The following is a 21,861-nucleotide window of genomic DNA, read 5'->3' as shown; positions in this document are numbered from 1 at the left end:
ATATATAAAAATTTTAACCATTAAACAAATAAAACCCTTCAAACACTACAAAACAACACTATAAACAAGTAATCAATAGTTAATTTATTTTTTTGTAATTTTGTGAGTTCATATGAAAAATTTAGATTTACTCAACTTCAATGAACAATATTCCAGTTCAGTTTATCAGTACATTTTTGATCTTTTTGATCAGATAGGTTTATCGGTACAGCAAACACATATCATTACTGCGGGCAGCCTATTTGTTACTTCCATATTGTGCTTGGTTATTATTGACTACGTTTTACGCAAATTCCTATATACTGCACTAAACAAAATTGTAAAAAAGACTTCGAATGAATGGGATGACTTTGTCTTACAGAATAAGGTGCATATCCATATAAGCCGAATACTTATCACAATAATATCTAGACAAGTATTGCTATTTATTTTTTTAGGATTTCCATTATTGGCTTCCTCATTGGAAAAGCTACTTAACTTGCTGATTATTTTAGCAATATATAGCTTGTCAAACAGTTTACTGAAGACCTGTAGGGACATACTACGTTCTTCTAAAGCTTTTAAAGACAAACCCATTGACAGCTATTTACAGGTTATACAGATATTTTTGATCTTTATACTTGGGACGTTAGTAATTTCACTATTGACAGGCAATTCTCCATGGTCATTTTTGGTTTCTCTCGGTGCAGCTTCAGCCATATTGATGTTAGTCTTTAAAGATACTATATTGGGTTTTGTAGCGAGTATTCAGGTATCTGCAAACGATTCTGTTCGTGTAGGCGATTGGATAGAAATGCCAAAATATGGAGTAGACGGCGACGTTTTGCAAATCAACCTCAATAATGTCAAAATCCAAAACTGGGATAAAACTATTGTAACTATTCCAACTTACACTTTGCTAAGCGACTCATTCAAAAACTACCGAGGAATGCAGGAAACGGGAGGTAGACGCATAAAACGTGCTTTAAATATCAAAATATCCTCCATTAGATATCTTAACGAAGACGAAATAATAGCGTTAAAAAAAATAAAATTGCTAGAACCTTATATCAATCAGCGTGAACAGGAAATAGCAGCTTATAATAAGCAATGGAATACGGACATTTCTTCTCCAGTCAACGGCAGACGGATGACAAATATCGGTTTGTTCAGGGCATACGTACTAGCGCATGCCAAACACAATCCAAATATTCATCAGGAATTAACACTTCTGGTTCGCCAACTGGCTCCGACGGAATACGGACTCCCACTGGAACTTTATATGTTTACAAAAGGTACACAATGGTCTTATTTTGAAAATACTATGGCAGATATTTTCGATCATTTACTTGCTGCCATCAAATTCTTCAAATTGGAAATATTCGAACTTCCAGCTTCAGATGACCTACGTTTGCTTATGGTTCAACAGAAAAAAGTATAAATAAAATAATCTAATCTGTGGATTTTAGTCTGTAAGCGGGAACACTCACGAAAATCACAAAACTGGAACTAACAGATTGTTCTAAACCATTTTAATTCCTTGCCATTGTATGTAGACGTAAGATAACCTTTGTAACCCATTGTCAACATACTGGTCTGGATTATTTATCCGCCACTGGCGAGCCATATGCTCAACTTTGGATCAGATGACAGGGGGATATCTGCGCTAACTAGTCTTAGTCATGCTCGGTCCATACTAGATTTTCGACATTGTATCCAGCAGCTTTTGCCTTTTCCACATATCGCGTCCTTATAGAATCAGGAATTGTTTTCTCTCGCGACAATATCCACATATACGCTGTCTTTTGCCCAAATACAAGTGCATAATTATAATCCTCATCCAATGCCACGACATTATAACCGGCATAAAAAGGCCCGAAAAAAGAGACTTTCAGTGCACCGAGACTAGTGCCTCCTAAAAACTTGGCCTTACCTTTTGCTTCTTCCCAGTTATTCTTCTTATAGTTGTACCCCCTATTGAGCACCTTTACGGAGCCATCTTCCTGTAAAGTATATTCGGCTGTTACGTTATTTAAATCCTTTTCATGTTTAAAGTCCAAACGGGCTATTTCATACCATTTACCCACGTATTTATTGAGATCAAAATTGGTCACGGGTGTTGCATAATCTGGGACTTTTACGGGCGCGCACGCGTTTAACAGAATTAGAATTGTTAAAGCAACAACTATATTGGTTCGTATATCATTAAGTAATTTCTTAATATTTTCCATCGCTTTTATTTTTTGATAAAATCCATCCTATGTACAATAACAGTCTATTGAAAAAATAGTTGTCCGATAATGACATAGGTATTGATTTGATTTTGCTCGAGATATTTATGTTATAGAATATAAAATGTAGCCCAAATCTAAATATATTAATTAGTCCGGGAAATGATAGCAATTAAAATTTATTTTGATTGCTCGACTATATATCGTAATATTGCGATATATAAAGATACTATGGGCGTAAGTAAAACAAATCACTTTACCGATCAGCAAAATAGGATTGCCAACATTGCAAAGGCATTGGGACACCCTGCACGTATTGCGATAATAGAACATCTTCTAAAAGTTAATGCATGCATCTGCAGTGATATTGTAGATGAACTGCCTTTGGCTCAGTCGACCATATCACAACATCTTAAGGAATTAAAAAACGCAGGTCTCATTAAAGGTAGCATTGAAGGTACATCTATATGCTACTGCATAGAAGAGTCGACGTTTGCCGTATTGAAACAATATTTTGCAGCTATAATAATTTCAGCAAGTAGTACAAAATGCTGTTAGACTTGATTCATAAACAAATGAATATGAACAGTCTATTTTGCTCTTGCTTTTTTTTGTTTACATATATCGTAATATAACGATACTTAAATTTAAAACACGATGAAACTATCAGAAATCAAAACAATCCTACCTACACTGGAGAATGTAGCTTTTCAATTGGAAGACGGCTCTTTTGTGCCCGAACATTTCCATGTGACCGAAGTCGGCCAAATCAATAAACACTTTATTGATTGTGGTGGTGTGACACGAACCGAAAACACCGTCAATTTCCAATTATGGAATGCAGACGACTACGAGCACAGGTTGAAACCGGGAAAATTATTACGCATTATCGAACTATCTGAAAAGACCTTAAACATTGGCGACTACGAGATTGAAGTCGAGTACCAGAGCGGCACCATAGGCAAATATGGATTGGACTTTAATGGTAAGCATTTTATTCTAACGAGTAAAACCACAGCTTGCTTAGCAGAAGACGCCTGTGGAATACCGAGTCGTTTGAACGTGGTCGAATCTAATTCAAATAGTTGTACACCAGGCTCCGGCTGTTGTTAAAAAAATCTATTATGTATTCAAAGTTAACCGATACTATTTCGTTCATTCAGAAATTGGAGATCAGCCAAGGGCGTAATGCTATTTTACGTCCTTTGGTTGAATACATTCAGCATAGACTGGATTTGGGCAAAGATATAAACCTCAACTTTATATGCACGCACAATTCGAGACGCAGCCACCTATGCCAGGTATGGGCACAGATTGCGGCAGCACACTATCAGGTACCAAATGTATATTGTTATTCTGGGGGTACGGAAGAGACGGCATTATTTCCAAAAATCGCCGACACACTCCGGAATCAGGGCGTGGATGTTCAAATTATTTCAGAAGCCGCTAACCCTATCTATGCCTTGAAGCACGATATCAATGCGCTGCCAATTATCGGATTTTCCAAAAAATACGATGATCCATTCAATCCACAGTCTGATTTTGCAGCAATTATGACCTGTTCACAGGCAGATGGCGGATGTCCTTTTATCCCAGGTGCTGAGCAGCGGATACCCATTACCTTTGAAGACCCGAAATTGTCGGACAACACGCCACAACAGGACGAGGTATATTACAACCGAAGTTTAGAAATAGCTGCAGAACTATTTTACGTCTTTTCACAAATTAAATAATACAAACTATGCAGGTAAAAATGAAGTTTCTGGACCGGTACCTCACCCTTTGGATCTTTCTAGCTATGGCACTGGGCGTACTGATCGGAAATATATTTCCTGGAATATCCAATATGATGGATAAACTATCTATGGGCACCACCAACATTCCATTGGCTATAGGATTGATCGTGATGATGTACCCACCATTGGCCAAGGTTAATTACAACTTACTGCCATTAGCGTTCAAAGATAAAAAGGTACTTAGTTTATCCCTGATACTCAACTGGCTGGTAGGCCCAATTCTCATGTTTATTCTGGCTGTTATCTTTTTAAGAAACGAGCCAGATTACATGATAGGCGTTATCCTCATTGGTCTGGCCCGATGCATAGCTATGGTGATCGTCTGGAATGACCTGGCAAAAGGAAATCGTGAATACGCAGCCCTACTTGTAGCATTGAACAGTGTCTTTCAAATACTTTTCTACAGTATGTTTGTCTGGTTGTTTATCAATGTGTTGCCTACTTATTTTGGTTTTGCAGAGTATGCTATTTCTATCGAGATGAGCGAAGTCATCAAAAGTGTGCTAATATATCTGGGAATTCCTTTTTTAGCGGGCTTTCTTAGCCATCGATATCTTTCAAAGATAAAAGGTGAAAATTGGTATACCCGTAAATTTCTACCCTTGATTTCTCCGTTTACCTTATATGCGTTATTATTTACCATAGTATTGATGTTCAGCCTTAAGGGAGAACAGATCGTACAGTTGCCCATGCTTGTCCTGAAAGTCGCAGTGCCACTGGTGGTCTATTTTGTTCTGATGTTCTTTATCAGTTTTTTCATGAACAAATCTATGGGTGTAGCCTATGACAAGAATGCAGCGATATCCTTTACCGCCACCGGTAATAATTTTGAGCTCGCTATAGCAGTAGCCATAGCGGTCTTCGGTATACATTCGCCACAAGCCTTTGTTGGCGTTATCGGACCTCTTGTAGAAGTCCCCGTACTCATTGCCCTCGTGAGAGCGAGCTTATGGCTCAAAAAGAAATATTACAGTTAAAATCTTATGCCAAAGTTACGGGATAATGAAAACAACGAAAATTATACCTCAGACCATCAAACAAGGGAGTGGAGGCAGCCTATCTGTTAACTTTTTTTATAAACAATTGTGAAAAAAAATATACAGTTGAAGAAACGTTAGCATTCCTTTGTTTGCTTGTTTGGAAGAATAAATTATTAAATTTGAGAAGTAGGCAGCTATTCATTCCGTTAAATACGATCATAGAATATGGGAATATTGCGAAAAATAGTATCATCTGTTATCCCTAGGAAATATAAACATTCCTCCATCCGACTATTTCAAAAAGTACTTCACTCGGGTTTGATAAGATTATCGGGCGGAGAAGAAGAAGCTTTATTCTGGGCCTATGCGCAAGCCAAGCTAACGCCATATACGATGGTTCAGGGGCTTTTACAAGGCACTTTCCCTATGCCCAAAGTAGATGATAACAGGACCTTTACCTGGTTTGATCCTGATCCAAGGGGAATAATACCTATAGCAGACTTTAAGATAAGGAATGATCTGTTGCGCTGTTTAAAAAAAGACAGAGTACAAGATGCGGATAAGCGATTCGAAATCAGACTAAACAGCAATTTTGAACAGACGATAATAAACTGCTCGAAACCAAGAGGAGAAAAAACAACGACCTGGATAACACCAGAATACATTAAGGTCATGTTAGAACTCCATGAAATGGGAATAGCCCATAGCGTGGAAACCTACCAAGATGGAAAACTGGTTGGTGGCGTTTTAGGCGTGTCTTTAAATGGCTACTTCATAACCCTGAGCCTTTTCCGAACGATTGATAATGCCAGTAAAGTTGCTTTTTGTTATTTACTAACCAAGCTAAAAGAGGATGGGTTTAAGTTACATATCAGCGGGGCTGCCGATAGTTGGTTTACCCAATTCGGATCGGTCAACATATCCAAAGCGGATTTTAAGAAGGAACTAATTCCAGCAATTACTGCGCCTGTTACTTTCAGTTCCAGGATTCCCGAACTAGCCCTATAGCTCGTTCGCCTAACTTGAAAAATCTTAACTATTTCAACCCCAAAAATACAAAATCCGACTATGGAGACTCGGATTTTGTATTTAACTGTAAACAGCTATTGTTCTTTTACGGAAAGATAAGTTTCTACTTCGGCATTATCTCCATCGTAGTACTTACTACCGTGTACTGTAAAGTCTGCTGTTTAGGCTCGTCTAGAATCCAGTTCCTAATCCGACCATATTGCTAACCAAGTATTTCCAATGGCTTCAGGCATTTTTCCTTTGGAAACAATCTTATAGTACGTTGCAGCTTCTATGGTTATTACAGTCATGCCTTCAGGAATTTCACCCAACGACTGTACTGGCACACCTATAACGGTGGTGTATTCTCCTGTGAAATCCGTTTCATAATCGGTATAAACGGCATAAATCTCCTCACTTATTTTATTCGGAATTTGATTCTGAATTTCTTCTGTCCAGAATTTTTGCCATAGGGATTCAATATCAATCGCGGATTGTCCATTGGTATTGATTGTTCTGGTAGAGATTCCAACTATGTGAACCTTTTGAATAGTCTGATTGATCATTTGTATCTATTAATTACTTCTTATTTGCCCGTTTGCTTGGTAACAAATATAGAATCACCGAATGACAACTATATGTCAGTAGCGCCTTAGGTTGGTGCACACAAGACCTACAAAAAAGCACTGCTTATGTGCAGTGCTGATAGCTATTTGCTGTATTCTTCAAAAACATCTCTATCAGTTTAGTAACTGATAGAGTGCGTGTATTTTTCTTTCGCTCAGCACAACTTTACCATCGAAGCTATTGGCCTGTCCCTGTCCTCGACCACTTATCGAGATCTGCTCAATATTATTCAGCAAAGGTATCCAACCCAGATATCTTTGTACCGCCTCATTTTGCTGATAAGAAATGTGAAGCGCATGATCTGTACGGTGATAAGGGTAATTATTCTTTGCCTGAGCATCGGTACTTAATCCAATCTGATCCCCATCCATGGTTTTGTAGAACTTATAAAACAGTCTTTCGGGCAGATAAGATGTTAAATGAGGGGATGCACTGAACGTAAACAACAGATTGGGCACCGATTCTTCCCGAAGTTCTTTCTTTTCGATGCGATTAAAATTATCGTCATAATCATAAGCAATGACACTATCCATCTGTACGACATCTTCGCTACGCCATTGTACATCAAGGTAACCTCCATAATAACGCGCTAGGGTATCAACTGGTATATTGTAGCGTTTCAGATTATCCTTATACTTGGTTAACAGGGGTCTTAAATCTGCCTGACAATAGACATTTAACACATTTGATGTCGGCAATGCCCGCGCTTGGGCTTCGCTCGGCAGCCGAAGAACGCTATGCGCCAGAGAAAGCTCTGATGCAATCATTCCTTGGTTAAATGACAGTAGCCCCGATGTCGAAACACCCCGCTGTTGCCATTGTATATCCGCAGAGCTGTTGTCTAGTTTAAAGTCGCTAACAGTAGATATCGGTACCATCTGATCTGCACTTTGGTTCCAGAGTTCCATCATATCTTGTTTTTTATCTGTCTTTTCTAGACTCAGCGCGACTAACACATTCTTTGAATCCCCGTAAACCGAGATTCTACCCTCTTTACCACTAATCCACCAGTTGTCGCCCTCGCGTTCGATGGCTATAGAATCTCCAACAACGCGCTGTCTAATGAATGTCTGCAACTTATGCTCGTTGTCAACAGCTAACATAGTATACCATGTCGCCTCCCTGTCCTTCAAAGCGAAAAGATAGATGCTTGCTGGTATATGCAGCCCTAGATCAGAACTTTTTACGCTATCACGAGTCGTACTACTTGTGGTATCTTTAGTCAAATAATACCCTGGATTCATAATGGCATTCCATGCTATGTCCGATAAAATCTTATCCACTGAAACACGCATCACATACTCGCTTTCGGAATGTACGAGCATATTTTTAGAACGCTGCTCACGTACCTTCAAAAATAGATAAAGGCTTATCGCAATTAATGCGATAAGCCCCAGTATTATAAATATGAGTTTTTTTAACAACTTCATTATTCTTTAAGTTTCAAAGACCATCGATCTAGAACATCGAATAAGAATGCTAATGCATTTCCTTTTTTATTCGGGAACTCGACACCGATCTCTCCTATTAGTCTATTCCCTTTTACGCCTGGAGAAGTCATATAGAAGTCTCCATATTGCTGTAAATCAGAAACAGTTTCTTCGATAGATCTTTCAACAGGAATATCTAAATCGTCCAATAAAACAGGAATACGTTTGGTATTGAATAACAAGCTTAAACTGTTCTTTTTGGCCATAGCTACATATGGAGCGTGCCCTTTACTAGTCACACGATTTGAGTTTATCGCTTCCATTTTATCCTTATCATTACCGATAAACACCATCCCCTGTTTAATCAAGAAATACACCGTAATACCAGAATTGTTTTTTTCCTTAACTTCGTAAATACCATTGTGATCAAGCAATTCATTTTCTTGTACCCCGATCTGTATTAATTTTTCAAAGATACGGGTATCATCCGAGGAGAACATCCACAAAAACTGAGGTATAGTCTCTGTCTTAGTCTTCTCTACTTCGGTATAATTATAATCTTCATCATACTCATAATCCGTGTAGGTAACATCTACCTTGGTGACACCATTCAACACGAAAAGGTTATCCCCTTTGAAAACTTTTCCAATCGCCTTCTGATCTAACACAACGTCAAATAGTGTGGCTCCTAAACTGATAAAATTAGAATACCTCGGCATGAAAGAACCGTAGTACTTCTCCATAATTTTAGGGATATTCTGAATGTAGGCTTCTGTATTCAGGTTGAAAGAAAAGAAACCCAAAGCATCTTTTTCCAGGAATGGATAAAACTTAGGGTTTAGCTTCTTATTGTAAATTGCCTTATAGTAAGATGCCATGTCTTTATCAAGTGTAGCCGAACCAATAAACTTTAATTTATTGCCTTGTACGACAACACTAGCATCCATTCCTTCTATACCATAGTCGAATTTAGGTTTGACTCCAAACAACTCACTAATCGCTTCTTCTGGATAAAGGTATTTATAGTAGGAGAATACATCTTTTGCATGGATATGCGCAATCGTATTTGCATCTAATTTCGGTAAACGCTTTGCATCAAAAGACTTGTAATGTCCGGCCAAAACCAGTTCCATCTCCGCATTTACCCATTGCTTTACAAGTACGTTCTTTATCGAATCATTATGTCTATTGATGCTATCGTATACGGAATAGTAATCATCGGAATATTCATCTTGTTCCAAAATGGAATCAACAATGGCATACTCATCCTCTTCCAGTGTATCTATTGCCGCATCTGCCAACATCGGAGGACCAACTGGCACAAGCAATTCTTCTTCCTCTTCTTCCACCTCCACAGAGGCAACCGCTGAGTCTACCGCAGCTGAATCGAAATCATAGGCATCCCAATCGGTTGCAGCCGAATCGACTAATGCTTCTTCGGCATACTCGGCCTCATAAGCATCGTAACCCGTTGAAATCAAACCGTAACGATTGATAACCTCTTCTTTACGGAAATAATAATCCATCGCCAAACCTCCCAATATATAGACCGTATTGTCATCCCAGCTTAAACGCATAGATCTATCCGTAGAATAAATTGTAGGAAGAGAGTTTACTATTTCTACTTTTTTATGCTTAGGTATGATCGCTTCAAACTGACTCCGATTAGCAAGCGGAATCAATGCTCCTATATATTGAATACTATCGGTACCACGTACGTAGGCATAGGCTTTGGATTTGAAATCGATGCCCAGATCTTCAATTTTTGAAGTCTTAAGCATATCGTCGCCATTAATCTTATCAAAGAAACCTAGACGTGTCAACGTAAGATTGACATCAGCAATATTTAAATGATCGAATACAGCTTTGTTATTGAAGGTCACAACCACAGTAGCATCGTGGGGCACTTTTCGAATCAGATCCTGAGCGCTCAGAGACACTGTAATGAACAAGCCGAAAATCAGTGCGGCAAATTTGTGTAAATACATATATAAAATATAAAGTTGTTAAGCGTTTATTTTAAAGTTATTTTATTGGATAGACCGACGTTTCCATTTACCAGATCCAAAACGCCGACCTTCATCATAACGGCTTTTTTGTTGTCGGCGACTCTCCCTGCTTTATTGTCTTGTTTGATCACATTATCTTGAAATCTATAAATACTGGTAAAATAAGCGTCTGCAAATGATTTTTGGTTTTCTGCTTTTAACTTGGCCAATCCATTCTTCGCTTCAGTGCTGTGCGTGTAACTACGGGCAAATACCTTTGTCTTCGGATCGTAGGAATAACTGGAGTAACTGGATATTTTAGTTTTAAAATGTGTAGAAAGGGTCTTTGTAAAGCTATTTAAAGCTGTCACATTGGTAAAATCGCAGGACAACGTGCCGATAAAATTACTAAAATCTAAGCTGTGTTTAACATTCGAGATACCTGGTGTCTGTCTCAAAATCTTCACCACGTCATTCATTTCACTTTGTATTTCGGTCTTAGAAGGTACTTTCACACCGTCAACTTTATCTAATTTCATTAAAGAGGCGGCTTTGATCTTACTCTTGCTTAAGTTGAATGTCGCTTTAATGTCTCCTGCTCCATTCGATTTGAGGTAAATCTCTTCGACTACATCAAAACAGCTGGTTAAGCTAAAAACAGTACTAAAAAACAAAAAGAAAACGAAGAGCTTACGTCCTATTATTTTGGTGTTGGTCATATCTTAATTTCTTAAATTCATATGTGTATAATTATCTTCGATGATCCGCCAGCTGGCGGATCGGTTTGATTTTCAGTTGTCATATGGAATATTCATCTGTATTCGTTTTTTCAAAAATGAATATTTCATATTCGCTGTAAAGGTAACAAGTACCTTCAAAAAATAATGAATGCATAAGTACAAAAGCTATTCCAAATCACATTTTAATACAAAAAAAGTACAAGATTCACTGTTTTCAGGGATGCTTCTCCCTTTAAACCTGTCTTAAGGTCACATGCATTGATATGTAGAATCAAAAAATTACAATAAGTTAATTTGTTACTAACGCCATTCTTCTTAGCTTCGCATAATATATTTTAATGCTATGCGTACTTTTAAGACACTATCTCTAGCTATAGTTATTGCATGGACATTAGCCGGTTGTAAAACTACCTACGTCCCGAAACTCAGCGAGCCGACTACATATGCCATCAACTCATCCCTACCGGAAGACAGTACTATTATTCGTTACTACACTCCTTTTAAGCAACAATTGGATCAAGAAATGAATAGAACGATAGGCTATTCGACGCGTCATTTAACAAAGAGTCGATCTGATGCAGAAAGTCTAGCGGGCAACTTCTTTGCCGACGCATTACTGGCAATGGGTAAAAAAATAGATCCAGAAGCACAACTGTCTCTGGCGACCAAGGGAGGTATTAGATCTGAGGTCAAACAAGGTGATGTCACGATAGGCTCTATGTTTGAATTGATGCCTTTTGAAAATACGGTCACTATACTGGAATTATCAGCCAAAGATCTAGCTATTTTAGCCGACTTTATTGCCAAAACCGGTGGACAACCCATTGCTGGGTTTACCGTAAAAATTAAGGAAGAAAAAGCTGCCGAAATACGTATCGATGGAAAGGAAATCGACCCTACCCGTTCTTATAAGTTGGTTACTTACGATTATCTCGCAAATGGTGGTGACTATATCGAAGGTATTACCCATCCCTTAAAACGGACAGACAGCAGTCTTCGGGTAAGAGAGGGATTAATAGAATACGTACAAGGATTAACTAAAGCAGGCAAAAACATAAACACGGAGTTAGATGGAAGAGTTTCAATCATTAAATAGGCGGTTATTTCTGAAAAAAGCGGCTACACTAGGGCTTTTCGCTTCTTTTGCTCCATTCGATAGTTTTGCCCGCAATTCAGCCAGCGACAAAGATGTCAAGATAACTATCTTACATAGCAACGATGTACACAGTCGTGTCGAACCCTTTCCTATGGATGGTTCAAGAATGCAGGGTTTGGGTGGTGTCGCCCGACGTAGCACGCTAATTCAAAAGATTCGGAGGGAGGAGAAAAATGTACTGTTGTTTGACGCGGGTGATATGTTTCAAGGTACCCCTTATTTCAATTTATTTGATGGTCAGGTAGAACTTGAGCTGATGTCTAAACTAAAATATGATGCAGGAACATTCGGCAACCATGAATTTGACAATGGTATCGCGGGTATTCTCAAGCATTTTGACAAAGCGAATTTCCCGTTTATAACTTCCAACTACGATTTTTCAGAAACGGTATTAGCGGGAAAAACGAAAGAATATTTAATCTTTAAAAGGGATGGCATCAAAATAGGTGTGTTCGCTCTTGGTGTCAATGTCGAGGGATTGGTCGATCCAAATGGCTATAAAGGTATGAAATACCTCGACCCAATGGAAGTGACCAACCGCCTAGTCCCGAAATTGAAGAATGAATTAAAATGCGATATGATCATCTGTCTGTCGCACATGGGGTATTCCTACAAAGAAGATACGATCTCTGATCTGAAACTGGCCGCTAATAGCAGAGATATAGATCTGATCATAGGTGGACATACACATACTTTTTTGGAAAAACCTACGGAGGTAAAGAATCTGGATGGAAAAGTAACATTGGTAAACCAAGTAGGTTTTGGTGGAGCCAGCTTCGGACGGATCGACTTTATATTTAATCCAAAAACGAAACAAAAACAAGTTCTATTGAGTAATAACTACACGATAGACAACATGTTAGAACAGGTAACTGTATAATCTAAAGCCTATTGAAAACACTCATACGCCTGTATATAAATTCGTACAAAGGATTATCTCCTGCAGCTTGGCTGTTGGCACTGGTTATGTTGATCAACCGTACCGGTTCAATGGTCATTCCCTTTTTGGGAATCTATATGTCATCCGAGCTTGGTTTTTCGAAAACACAGATCGGGTTGGTATTGGGCTGCTTTGGATTGGGGTCGGTGGCGGGCTCTTGGCTTGGTGGTTGGCTCACGGATAGATTTGGCAACTTTAAAGTACAAACCTGGAGCCTAATTTTGGTCATCCCTTTATTCCTTGTCCTGCCTTTATTTCGCTCTTTTGAGAGTTTAGCGATCATGATATTTGTACTGACTTTGGTAGCCGATACCTTTAGACCTGCAAACTCGGTATCGGTCGCTCGTTATGCTAAACCCGAAAATATAACAAGAGCTTATTCACTCAATAGAATGGCTGTAAACCTAGGATTCTCTATAGGCCCAGCTCTTGGTGGATTCCTAGCGACATTTTCATACAATTGGATTTTCTATGGCAATGCCATAGCTGCTAGTATTGCCGTCATTGTCTTTATTTATTTCTTCAGAAATAAAAAGGCTACAACAAAGCAACCTATAGAGCTCGAAGAAACAAAAAAGACAACGTTGCAAACTACGCCCGAAAAAAATGCCTATCGGGATGGGCTCTTTATCGGATTCAATATCTTTTGTTTTCTCTTCTCTATGGCTTTTTTCCAATTAATCACTACATTACCGCTGTTTTATCGGGATGTACACCAATTGGATGCCAGTCAGATCGGCTTATTGTTAGGATTTAGTGGTTTTGTTATCGTCTTGTTTGAAATGGTTTTAATCCACCTTATTGAACACCGGATGACGGTAAGACAAATTATGTTGGTCGGCACCGCTATATCAGCAGTATCTTATTATATGCTTAACCTGGATTTTGGCATGGCGTGGCTTTTTCTAGCAATGCTTGTTCTCTCTACCGGCGAGATGCTAACTTTACCTTTTACGGCAACTATAGCTATCAAACGTGCAGATAAAAACACTCAGGGAGCGTACATGGGATTCAATTCGTTGGCATTCGCTGCTGCTAATGTTTTCTCGCCTTACCTGGGCACCTATGTAGCTGAGCATTGGGGCTATCAGGTATTATGGACTACCACGGGAACAGTTTTACTATTTGTCAGTATAGCATTCTATTGGATAATATCTAAGATGAAGGAAAACTAACCAACATGGCGTTCATAAGGGACTCTCGTCAAAATGGATCGTCCCAAAGTAATTTCATCCACATACTCCAACTCGCCCCCGAATGCAATACCTCGAGCAATGGTACTTACCTGCACATCAAATTCACGTAACTTGCGATAGAGGTAAAATATAGTGGTATCACCTTCCATAGTAGCACTCAGTGCTAATATCACTTCTTTCACCTCGTCCTTGCGCAAGCGTTCCAGAAGGCCTTCTATCTTTAGATCGGAAGGTCCTACCCCATCCATCGGTGAAATAAGTCCACCTAGAACATGGTATACTCCTTGATACTGATTTGTATTTTCAATAGCCATCACATCCCGCGTATCTTCGACCACACATATTATGCTTTTATCCCGCTTTACCGATTGACAGATTTCGCAGGTCGGCTCATCTGAGATATTATAACATACCTGACAGTACCGAATCTTCTCTTTGAGTTGGTCTATTGCTTGCGTAAAACGGCTTACCTCCTGATTGGATTGCTTCAATAGATGTAAAACCAAACGTAAAGCGGTCTTATTACCAATTCCTGGTAAACGACCGAACTCTTCGACGGCATTTTGCAATAATTTGGATGAGAAGTTCATTCCGCAAAAATAAAAAGTAATTTCCTATTTACAGCATTAACAAACTCTTTTCAATTCTGCTGTTGCATACTCCTCCACGTTTCGCTATATTGTGACGTATTGTTCACGATATTTAAGTATATATGACAGGAGAAACTAGAATTAGAAATTCATTCGCCAATAAGACATGGCAAGAAATAAAGGTTAAGGACTCATGGCAGATTTTTAAGATCATGTCGGAGTTTGTAGATGGTTTTGAAAAACTAGCAAAAATAGGCCCATGTGTATCCATATTTGGGTCTGCACGTACACCAGACAACCATCAATATTATGAGATGGCGGTAGAAATTGCAAAACTACTGGCAGAGAAAGGATACGGTGTGATTTCAGGAGGAGGTCCTGGTATTATGGAAGCTGCTAATAAAGGGGCTTACCTTGCTGGAGGTAAATCTGTAGGTCTAAATATTGAGTTGCCTTTTGAGCAGTTTCACAACAAATACATCGATAGGGACAAGATTATGGAGTTTAACTACTTCTTTGTCCGTAAAGTAATGTTTATGAAATACTCACAGGGGTACATCGTAATGCCGGGAGGATTTGGAACTATGGATGAGCTGTTTGAAGCGATCACGCTGATTCAGACTGGAAAAATCGCTCGCTTTCCAATTATCTTAGTAGGCTCGGATTATTGGGGCGGCTTACTGGAATGGGTCGAAAAAACAATGCTCACCAACAGTTACATCTCGTCGGAAGACCTTAAGCTTTACCGTTTGGTAGATTCGGCAGAAGAGGCGGTAGAACATATCTTCCGTTTCTATGACAAGTACCTGTTGAAACCGAATTTTTAGAGAAATTTAGTTTACAAAAAAAGAACCCCTTCGAAATTCCGAAGGGGTTCTTTTTTAACCAAATCGATAGTTAATCTTAGTTAAAACTAAACTTAACACCGAACTGCATATAATATGTTGAGGTAATGGATTCATTAACATACGTAGTAGACTTAATAGCATCCCCATTATTATATCCAATTTGGAATGTAGGTTTTGTTGTACCATCAGGAGTCAGTGAACCTGTATTTTGAGGTCTTAACAGCTGTGTATTTGAAGATTTATAAACTCCCCAATTCGAGTTGAATAAATTCCCTATATTAAATACATCCCAATAAAATTCTAGTGCATTTTTGCCTCCGGCAATATCTCTAACAATTTCTTGAGACAATCTAAAATCAAACTGATTTCTCCAAGGCATTACTCCACCATTACGATCAACATGTTTACCTTTACGTGAACGTAAATAATCATCTTCATCTATCATTTTGAAAAACATATCAGATTGCTCTTCTGCGGTGTAAGCTTTAGCATAGTTTTTTCCTGAACCAGCCTGACTCGCAGCAATATTAACAAAAGTAATTTCTGAAGGATCATTTGGCACGTAGATAAGATCATTGTTATTACTATTATTATCGCGGTTGAAATCTCCTCCATAAACGTAACTCATTCGACCTGTTGAAGAACCTGAATAAAACACTGTCATCGAAGTATTCAGTTTACCTATCCAATTATTCTTGTAGGAAACAAAACCCATTAACCGATGAGGAACAACATTGGTTGTGAAACCTAACGATGGATCGTTTGGATTACCCGTATTAGTGGGAGGTATTGACCATAGATTAGCTATTTGATCACCAGCCCCGTCTCCAAAATTCTTTGCTCCAGAATGAGTATATGCTAACGAACCTGAAAAGCCATTCCAATTATTTTTTTGTAATTGTACAGTTACGGAATAATAATGCCCCCCCTTAGCATTTGTCATATAGGTTGGATCAAACCTACCTACCGCTGTTGATTCTACAACACCTCCAGTTGTAAGTTTATTAATATATTTATCCTTAGCAGCTGAAGGATAGATATATCTATGATCATTATATCCAGAAATATTCAACTGTGTAGGATCTACCAAATTAACATTTTTCGCAACAACAGCATTAATATCTTTATTGTAAATACCTTCCACAGTAGCCTGAATTCCCCAAGGCAAAGAATAGTCCACGGCTAAACTTGACTTCCATGTTGAAGGAAATTTAAGTTTTTCATCCATAGCTGAAATAGTTGTTGGAATGAAAGTTCCGGGCTGCGGCAGTGTCGCAGGATAATTTGCTTTTATATCTGGTGAAAAATCAGGCATTTCAGATGGTTGGAATATTTTAGTTGCTTGAAGCATCCCCGCATCACTAGATTGAGCCACGATCCATACAAAAGGAATACGACCTGTAAAAATACCCGTTCCTCCTCTAAAAATCAGAGAGCGATCCCCCATTGCGTCATAATTAAACCCAATACGAGGGGAGATAAGTAACTGAGATTTAGGCATGGCACCTGTATTTAATTTCAACCCATTCGCAAACGTCAGATCAGCAACAAGAGGATGAGTTTTCATTTCGTCAACATTTGGATAAGTAGGCAATTCAAAACGAATACCTCCCATAAACTTCAATTTACTGTTAACAGTATACTGATCTTGTAAAAAAAAAGAATATTGGTCAAATCTGAATGAAGGGAACGCCTGAGAACCATCTTCGGTTAAAGGATATGTTAAAACATAATTTGCGGGTTTATTACCGTTTACAAAGTCATCCCATGAGTTAAACAAGTAATATCCAGCACCAAAACGCTGAAAACCATTTTTAGTAATACTCGTTTCATACTGAGCACCGTAAGTAAAATCGTGTTTACCCAATGTATAATTACCATCCCAATACGCCGTAATTGTTTCTACATCACGTAAGTTTCCATACGAAAATGGCTCGTACCCAAAAGTGGTAATAATATTATCTCCATCTTTAATATCGACCAAAGGAAAATCAGATCCTGCTATCGAACGGGGTTCATTTTGATTAACGTAAGCTATACGAACAGTATTATTAGTATTGCCCCATTTACCATTATATTCTGCAACTCCTGAATATAAATTTGTTTCCGAAAAATAATTTGAGTTACCAAAGTGAAGTGCATTAGAGCCTGTACGACTCAAGTTCGAAATACCAGAACCCGTAAACGAGTTACTTATATTTGATGGGGATTTTCCCTTAACTTGGTTATACCTAAAGTTAACTTTATGATTATCTGCTATATTCCAATCAATCTTAGCAAAGATTTTATCATTATTACTTTTATTTGAATACCCTTGATAGGCTCCTGGATCATATCCGTATGTATTAGTTAAGTAATTTCTAACATCATCCAAAAACTGATAAGTAGGTCTCGCTATATTTGTATTCCCTTGACCATACTGTCTAGCATCCCTATCATCAGCAATCTTTGTTGGCCCTGGTTCTGTCGTCTTATTCTGCTCAAGATTTACAAAAAAGAACAACTTATTCTTAATAATAGGTCCTCCCAATGAAAAACCATATTGCTTCTCATTCATTTCATTGAATGCTACTTGCTTGTCTTTGACACGTGTTCCTTGTTGTTGATCGGATCGGCCTGTATAAAATGCCGAGCCAAAAAATTCGTTACGTCCCGAACGTGTTACTGCGTTAACAGCAGCTCCAGTGAATCCAGATTGACGAACGTCAAAAGGAGTTACATTTACAACAATCTGTTCTATCGCATCAACTGATATAGGGGAACCATTAGCAGGCATATTTTGTCCAATACCGAATTGATTATTGAAATTCGCTCCATCTACAGTAAAGTTATTAGCACGATAATTTCCACCTCCGATAGCAGTACCATTTGCCTGAGGTGTCAATCTCGTCAAATCATTAATACTTCGGTTAATCGATGGTAGATTTTCAATTTGGCTGCGACCAACGACTGTTGCCGTACCATTTTTCTCACTTTTAATTCTACTACCTGTCACTGTCACTTCTTCTAAAGCGTTGGCCACGTCACCGAAGATAGGATTCAACACGAAAGCTTGTCCAAGTTGAAGGTACACATCCTCATAAACGATTGGATTTTGTCCTACATAGGTCACTTCAACACGGTAAGGTCCGCCAACCCGCATATTCGCCAGGTTAAAACGTCCCGCGGAATTTGCAGAACCAGAGTAAGCCGTACCCGATGGCATGTGGGTCGCTTTAATTGTTGCACCAACTGTAGCTTGACCAGCAGACTCGGTCACGACACCTGTCATACTACTAGTTGTAACTTGTGCCTGGATCGTACCATAGCTGGCCAAAACCAAAGCGAAAAAAAGTAAAGATTTTTTCATATTAAATTTAGATAGTTATATCGACCACAAAACTAACAAGAGTATTATCAAAAAGATACACTTAACATAAACTTAATATACAGTAAACCAACAACTAATGAACAAAACCATAGACATTCTGCAATAAAAATTGAGTATATTTCAAAACATGATAGAAATAACAAACTCCTATTAAAAAATTACAATTGTTTTAGAGTCTAAATTATGATTTTAACAAAAATTAACATTTTCAAGATTACATCAATAAACTCTAAGAAATTAAACCTCAAGTAACAATAAAACTTCATTCAAAATAACAATCTGACCGAACAGAATAAAAACTCACAAAAAACAACTATTTCGCTCTTATATATATACTTATACTAACAAAAAAGTTATCTTTGCAACCAAATTTATAAGTTAATCTAATAATGCAAAAAAAATCCACCCTCTTGTATGCTACCTTAGCATGCATGCTTACTGGTAATATTGCTTTAGCCCAACAAGTAATTACTGGTAAAATCACCGACGGAAAGCACCCTATCGCCGGCGCAACAATCTTAGTTTCTGGAAGTAAAATTGGAACATCTTCGGATGCCAATGGTAATTTCACCTTAAAAACCGAAAACAACAATGGACAGCTTGAGATCAAGTACATTGGTCACGCGACACAATCAGTTACATTTTCGGACAAGAATGTCATTGGTACTATCATCCTCGTTCCTACAGGCGATCAATCGCTAGATGAGATCGTTATTGTCGGAAAGGGAGTAATTGATATTGCCGAAGGTAGACAGACTCCGATTGCCGTATCCACTATTCGCCAAGAAGAAATCGAAGAAAAGGTAGGTGCTCAGGATATTACTGCTGTACTAGCAAATACACCATCTGTTTACATTACGAGTCAGGCACGTGGTTTTGGTGAATCGTCTATGACTACCCGTGGTTTTGATCAATCCAACACCGCTTTCCTATTAAATGGGCAACCCATCAATGGTATGGACAATGGTCGTGTTTATTGGTCTAACTGGAATGGTCTAGCTGACATTGCTTCTTTAGTACAAATACAACGTGGATTAGGATCTTCAAAACTTGCGATATCTTCGGTAGGAGGTACAACAAACTTTGTTACCAAATCAACAGATAAAAAAGAAGGTGGTTTCTTTAGTCGCTCTATTGGTAATGACATGTACCGTAAATCGACTTTAGCTTATAATACAGGTTTGTTAAAGAGTGGATTTGCTGTATCAGCGATGATTACAGACTGGCGTGGAGATGGTTATATGGACAGAACCGAAGGAGCTGGTCAAAACTACTTTTTATCCGTCGGATACAAAGTAAACGAAAAGCACAACTTGAACTTAATGGTAACTGGTGCACCACAATGGCATAACCAAGGTTATACCTCTAGTTTGAACAACTATCTAGAACATGGTAGAAAATACAATGACAACGTAGCAATTATTAACGGTATCGAGACCAACCCCCGAAAAAACTACTACCACAAACCAGTAGCAAATGTCAACTGGGATTGGCAAATATCAGACAAAGCTTCTTTATCTACAGTAGTGTATGCTTCTATGGCTAGAGGTGGTGGTCAGTCTCTTCGCTCAGATGCAAGCAAAGCCAAAGTTCCTTACTTAGCTGCAGATGTTAATAATCACCAATGGTTCGGTTTGGTATCTAACTATAACCGTAAACTGAATGATTACTGGAACTTTAACATAGGATTTGACTTACGTGACTACAAAGGAGAACATTATCGTCAAGTTACTGACATATTAGGTGCTACGCAAATAGAGCATAAGGATAATGTAAATTATCCAGGGAATCAAATAACTTCAAATGTTTATACGACCAATCCTTGGAAAACCTGGTCTGACAAACCGTCAAAACCCGAAGACCGTCTTGCTTGGGACTATGACCAAATAATTCGTTACGGTGGTCTTTTCGGGCAGATTGAATTTGCGAAAGATGGTTTTACAGCCTTCTTCCAAGGATCAGCATCACAACAACAGAACATCCGTGAAGATTATTTCCTTTACAAAATTGGGGAAGGTAGATCAGAAAATGTTAACAACTTCGGATACAACGTAAAAGGAGGAGTAAGCTACACAGTAGAAAATCACACCTTATTTGGTAATGCAGGCTTCTATTCCCGTCAACCTTACCAAAATAATATCTTCATGAACTATAAAAATGATGTAAATCCATTCGCGAAAAATGAAGAAATTCTAGGTCTTGAGTTAGGTTACAAATTTGCATCTGAATATGTTGATGTAAACTTAAATGCATACCGCACCACTTGGGCAAATAGAGTAACTGGTAGCTCATACACTGCTGCACAGAAAGATGTAGATAAATACAATCCAAATAACCAAGATGGTTTGTTGGCTGTAGGTGAATTAATTTATCAATCAAACTATGGCGTAAAACAAGATCATCAAGGCTTAGAATTGGATTTCGTAACCCGTCCATTCCGTGGTTTTGAATTGAAAGGATTCGCTTCGGTAGGGAAATGGTTATATGATGGAAATGCTACAACTATTGTCCGTAACGAAGACAGAGTAGAATTAGGGGTAGAAAATAGAGATCTCACTGGGGTACATGTCGGAGACGCCGCACAGACTTCTTATGGGGCTGGCTTTAGATACGCCTTCTTAAAAGGGTTATCTGCGGATGCCAACTACCGCCGTTATGAAAGATTATATGGTGCATTACCTAAAGATAAGGAAACATTAAAATTGCCTAATTACGATTTGGTAGATGCTGGTATATCATATAAATTGCAGGTAAGTCATAAAAACACATTAAGTTTCCGTGTTAATATTAACAACTTATTTGATACATTCTATATTTCTGAAGCAACTTCCAATAACACAGCTAAGAAAGACCCACAATACTGGAAAGGTATAGACACATCTAACTACGTATTAATGGGATGGGGCCGCACTTGGAACGGATCAGTGAAAATGACATTCTAATCATTTTAAGTGTAATAAAAAAGGGGTGTTCCGATGGAGC

The 21,861-nt window shown here is 38.4% G+C and carries 18 protein-coding genes; 11 read left to right on the top strand and 7 right to left on the bottom strand.

Going from position 1 to position 21,861, the window contains the following annotated elements; all coding sequences use genetic code 11:
- The first annotated feature begins 112 nt into the window (after positions 1 to 112).
- Complete coding sequence (locus tag B5X76_RS14865) at positions 113 to 1,420, top strand: mechanosensitive ion channel family protein (RefSeq protein ID WP_079644217.1); 1,308 nt, start codon at positions 113 to 115, stop codon at positions 1,418 to 1,420.
- Positions 1,421 to 1,655: 235 nt separating this feature from the next.
- Here B5X76_RS14865 and B5X76_RS14860 read toward each other — a convergent pair whose 3' ends face one another.
- On the bottom strand, positions 1,656 to 2,210 hold the full coding sequence (locus B5X76_RS14860; RefSeq protein ID WP_079644215.1) for a lipocalin family protein: 555 nt from the start codon (positions 2,208 to 2,210) through the stop codon (positions 1,656 to 1,658).
- 231 nt (positions 2,211 to 2,441) lie between these two features.
- Here B5X76_RS14860 and B5X76_RS14855 point away from each other — a divergent pair, with 231 nt between their 5' ends.
- The 5 genes from B5X76_RS14855 (at position 2,442) to B5X76_RS14835 (ending at position 5,994) form a co-directional block, all read left to right on the top strand.
- Complete coding sequence (locus tag B5X76_RS14855) at positions 2,442 to 2,768, top strand: ArsR/SmtB family transcription factor (RefSeq protein WP_079644337.1); 327 nt, start codon at positions 2,442 to 2,444, stop codon at positions 2,766 to 2,768.
- Positions 2,769 to 2,867: 99 nt separating this feature from the next.
- Positions 2,868 to 3,323 (top strand): DUF6428 family protein, encoded by a 456-nt coding sequence (locus B5X76_RS14850; RefSeq protein ID WP_079644213.1) that lies wholly within the window; start codon positions 2,868 to 2,870, stop codon positions 3,321 to 3,323.
- A gap of 11 nt (positions 3,324 to 3,334) precedes the next feature.
- Entirely contained in the window at positions 3,335 to 3,943 is a 609-nt protein-coding gene (locus B5X76_RS14845; protein WP_079644211.1) for an arsenate-mycothiol transferase ArsC, read from the top strand.
- Positions 3,944 to 3,951: 8 nt separating this feature from the next.
- Positions 3,952 to 4,983, top strand: a complete 1,032-nt coding sequence (arsB, locus tag B5X76_RS14840; RefSeq protein ID WP_079644209.1) for an ACR3 family arsenite efflux transporter — start codon at positions 3,952 to 3,954, stop codon at positions 4,981 to 4,983.
- A 321-nt stretch (positions 4,984 to 5,304) separates the two neighbouring features.
- Positions 5,305 to 5,994, top strand: a complete 690-nt coding sequence (locus B5X76_RS14835; protein ID WP_176141097.1) for a leucyl/phenylalanyl-tRNA--protein transferase — start codon at positions 5,305 to 5,307, stop codon at positions 5,992 to 5,994.
- Between the two features lie 206 nt (positions 5,995 to 6,200).
- Here B5X76_RS14835 and B5X76_RS14830 read toward each other — a convergent pair whose 3' ends face one another.
- The 4 genes from B5X76_RS14830 to B5X76_RS14815 all read right to left on the bottom strand — a co-directional run bounded on the left by B5X76_RS14830 (position 6,201) and on the right by B5X76_RS14815 (position 10,758).
- Positions 6,201 to 6,560, bottom strand: coding sequence for a GyrI-like domain-containing protein (locus tag B5X76_RS14830; RefSeq protein ID WP_217699664.1), 360 nt, complete (start codon positions 6,558 to 6,560; stop codon positions 6,201 to 6,203).
- A 174-nt stretch (positions 6,561 to 6,734) separates the two neighbouring features.
- Positions 6,735 to 8,051: a hypothetical protein gene (locus B5X76_RS14825; protein WP_079644205.1), complete on the bottom strand. Its 1,317-nt coding sequence runs from the start codon at positions 8,049 to 8,051 to the stop codon at positions 6,735 to 6,737.
- A complete protein-coding gene (locus B5X76_RS14820; RefSeq protein ID WP_079644203.1) occupies positions 8,051 to 10,039 on the bottom strand; it encodes a hypothetical protein in 1,989 nt (662 codons plus the stop codon). Before B5X76_RS14820 ends, B5X76_RS14825 begins: the two co-directional genes overlap by 1 nt.
- A gap of 26 nt (positions 10,040 to 10,065) precedes the next feature.
- Positions 10,066 to 10,758 (bottom strand): hypothetical protein, encoded by a 693-nt coding sequence (locus B5X76_RS14815; RefSeq protein ID WP_245801059.1) that lies wholly within the window; start codon positions 10,756 to 10,758, stop codon positions 10,066 to 10,068.
- Between the two features lie 364 nt (positions 10,759 to 11,122).
- On the opposite strand from B5X76_RS14815, the gene B5X76_RS14810 reads away from it, so the two are divergent.
- Genes B5X76_RS14810 through B5X76_RS14800 form a run of 3 tightly spaced genes read left to right on the top strand, consistent with a single transcriptional unit; the run spans position 11,123 to position 14,050 of the window.
- The gene (locus B5X76_RS14810) at positions 11,123 to 11,875 is read left to right on the top strand and encodes a 5'-nucleotidase C-terminal domain-containing protein (RefSeq protein ID WP_245801058.1); all 753 of its coding nucleotides are present in this window, start codon (positions 11,123 to 11,125) and stop codon (positions 11,873 to 11,875) included.
- A complete protein-coding gene (locus B5X76_RS14805) occupies positions 11,850 to 12,815 on the top strand; it encodes a bifunctional metallophosphatase/5'-nucleotidase (protein WP_079644202.1) in 966 nt (321 codons plus the stop codon). Before B5X76_RS14810 ends, B5X76_RS14805 begins: the two co-directional genes overlap by 26 nt.
- A gap of 11 nt (positions 12,816 to 12,826) precedes the next feature.
- A complete protein-coding gene (locus tag B5X76_RS14800) occupies positions 12,827 to 14,050 on the top strand; it encodes an MDR family MFS transporter (RefSeq protein ID WP_079644195.1) in 1,224 nt (407 codons plus the stop codon).
- Here the strand turns inward: B5X76_RS14800 and recR are convergent.
- Positions 14,047 to 14,661, bottom strand: coding sequence for a recombination mediator RecR (gene recR / locus B5X76_RS14795; RefSeq protein WP_079644194.1), 615 nt, complete (start codon positions 14,659 to 14,661; stop codon positions 14,047 to 14,049). The two genes, B5X76_RS14800 and recR, sit on opposite strands and share 4 nt — an antisense overlap.
- Before the next feature lie 122 nt (positions 14,662 to 14,783).
- Here recR and B5X76_RS14790 point away from each other — a divergent pair, with 122 nt between their 5' ends.
- Positions 14,784 to 15,488, top strand: coding sequence for an LOG family protein (locus B5X76_RS14790; protein ID WP_079644193.1), 705 nt, complete (start codon positions 14,784 to 14,786; stop codon positions 15,486 to 15,488).
- 76 nt (positions 15,489 to 15,564) lie between these two features.
- On the opposite strand, the gene B5X76_RS14785 is transcribed toward B5X76_RS14790, so the two are convergent.
- On the bottom strand, positions 15,565 to 18,858 hold the full coding sequence (locus B5X76_RS14785; protein ID WP_079644192.1) for a TonB-dependent receptor: 3,294 nt from the start codon (positions 18,856 to 18,858) through the stop codon (positions 15,565 to 15,567).
- 410 nt (positions 18,859 to 19,268) lie between these two features.
- Between B5X76_RS14785 and B5X76_RS14780 the strand changes: the two genes are divergently transcribed.
- Positions 19,269 to 21,821, top strand: a complete 2,553-nt coding sequence (locus B5X76_RS14780; protein ID WP_079644190.1) for a TonB-dependent receptor — start codon at positions 19,269 to 19,271, stop codon at positions 21,819 to 21,821.
- The last annotated feature ends 40 nt before the right edge of the window (positions 21,822 to 21,861 follow it).

Source organism: Sphingobacterium nematocida (assembly GCF_900168125.1).
Lineage (GTDB): Bacteria > Bacteroidota > Bacteroidia > Sphingobacteriales > Sphingobacteriaceae > Sphingobacterium > Sphingobacterium nematocida.
This window is presented reverse-complemented; position numbering and strand designations above follow the sequence as displayed.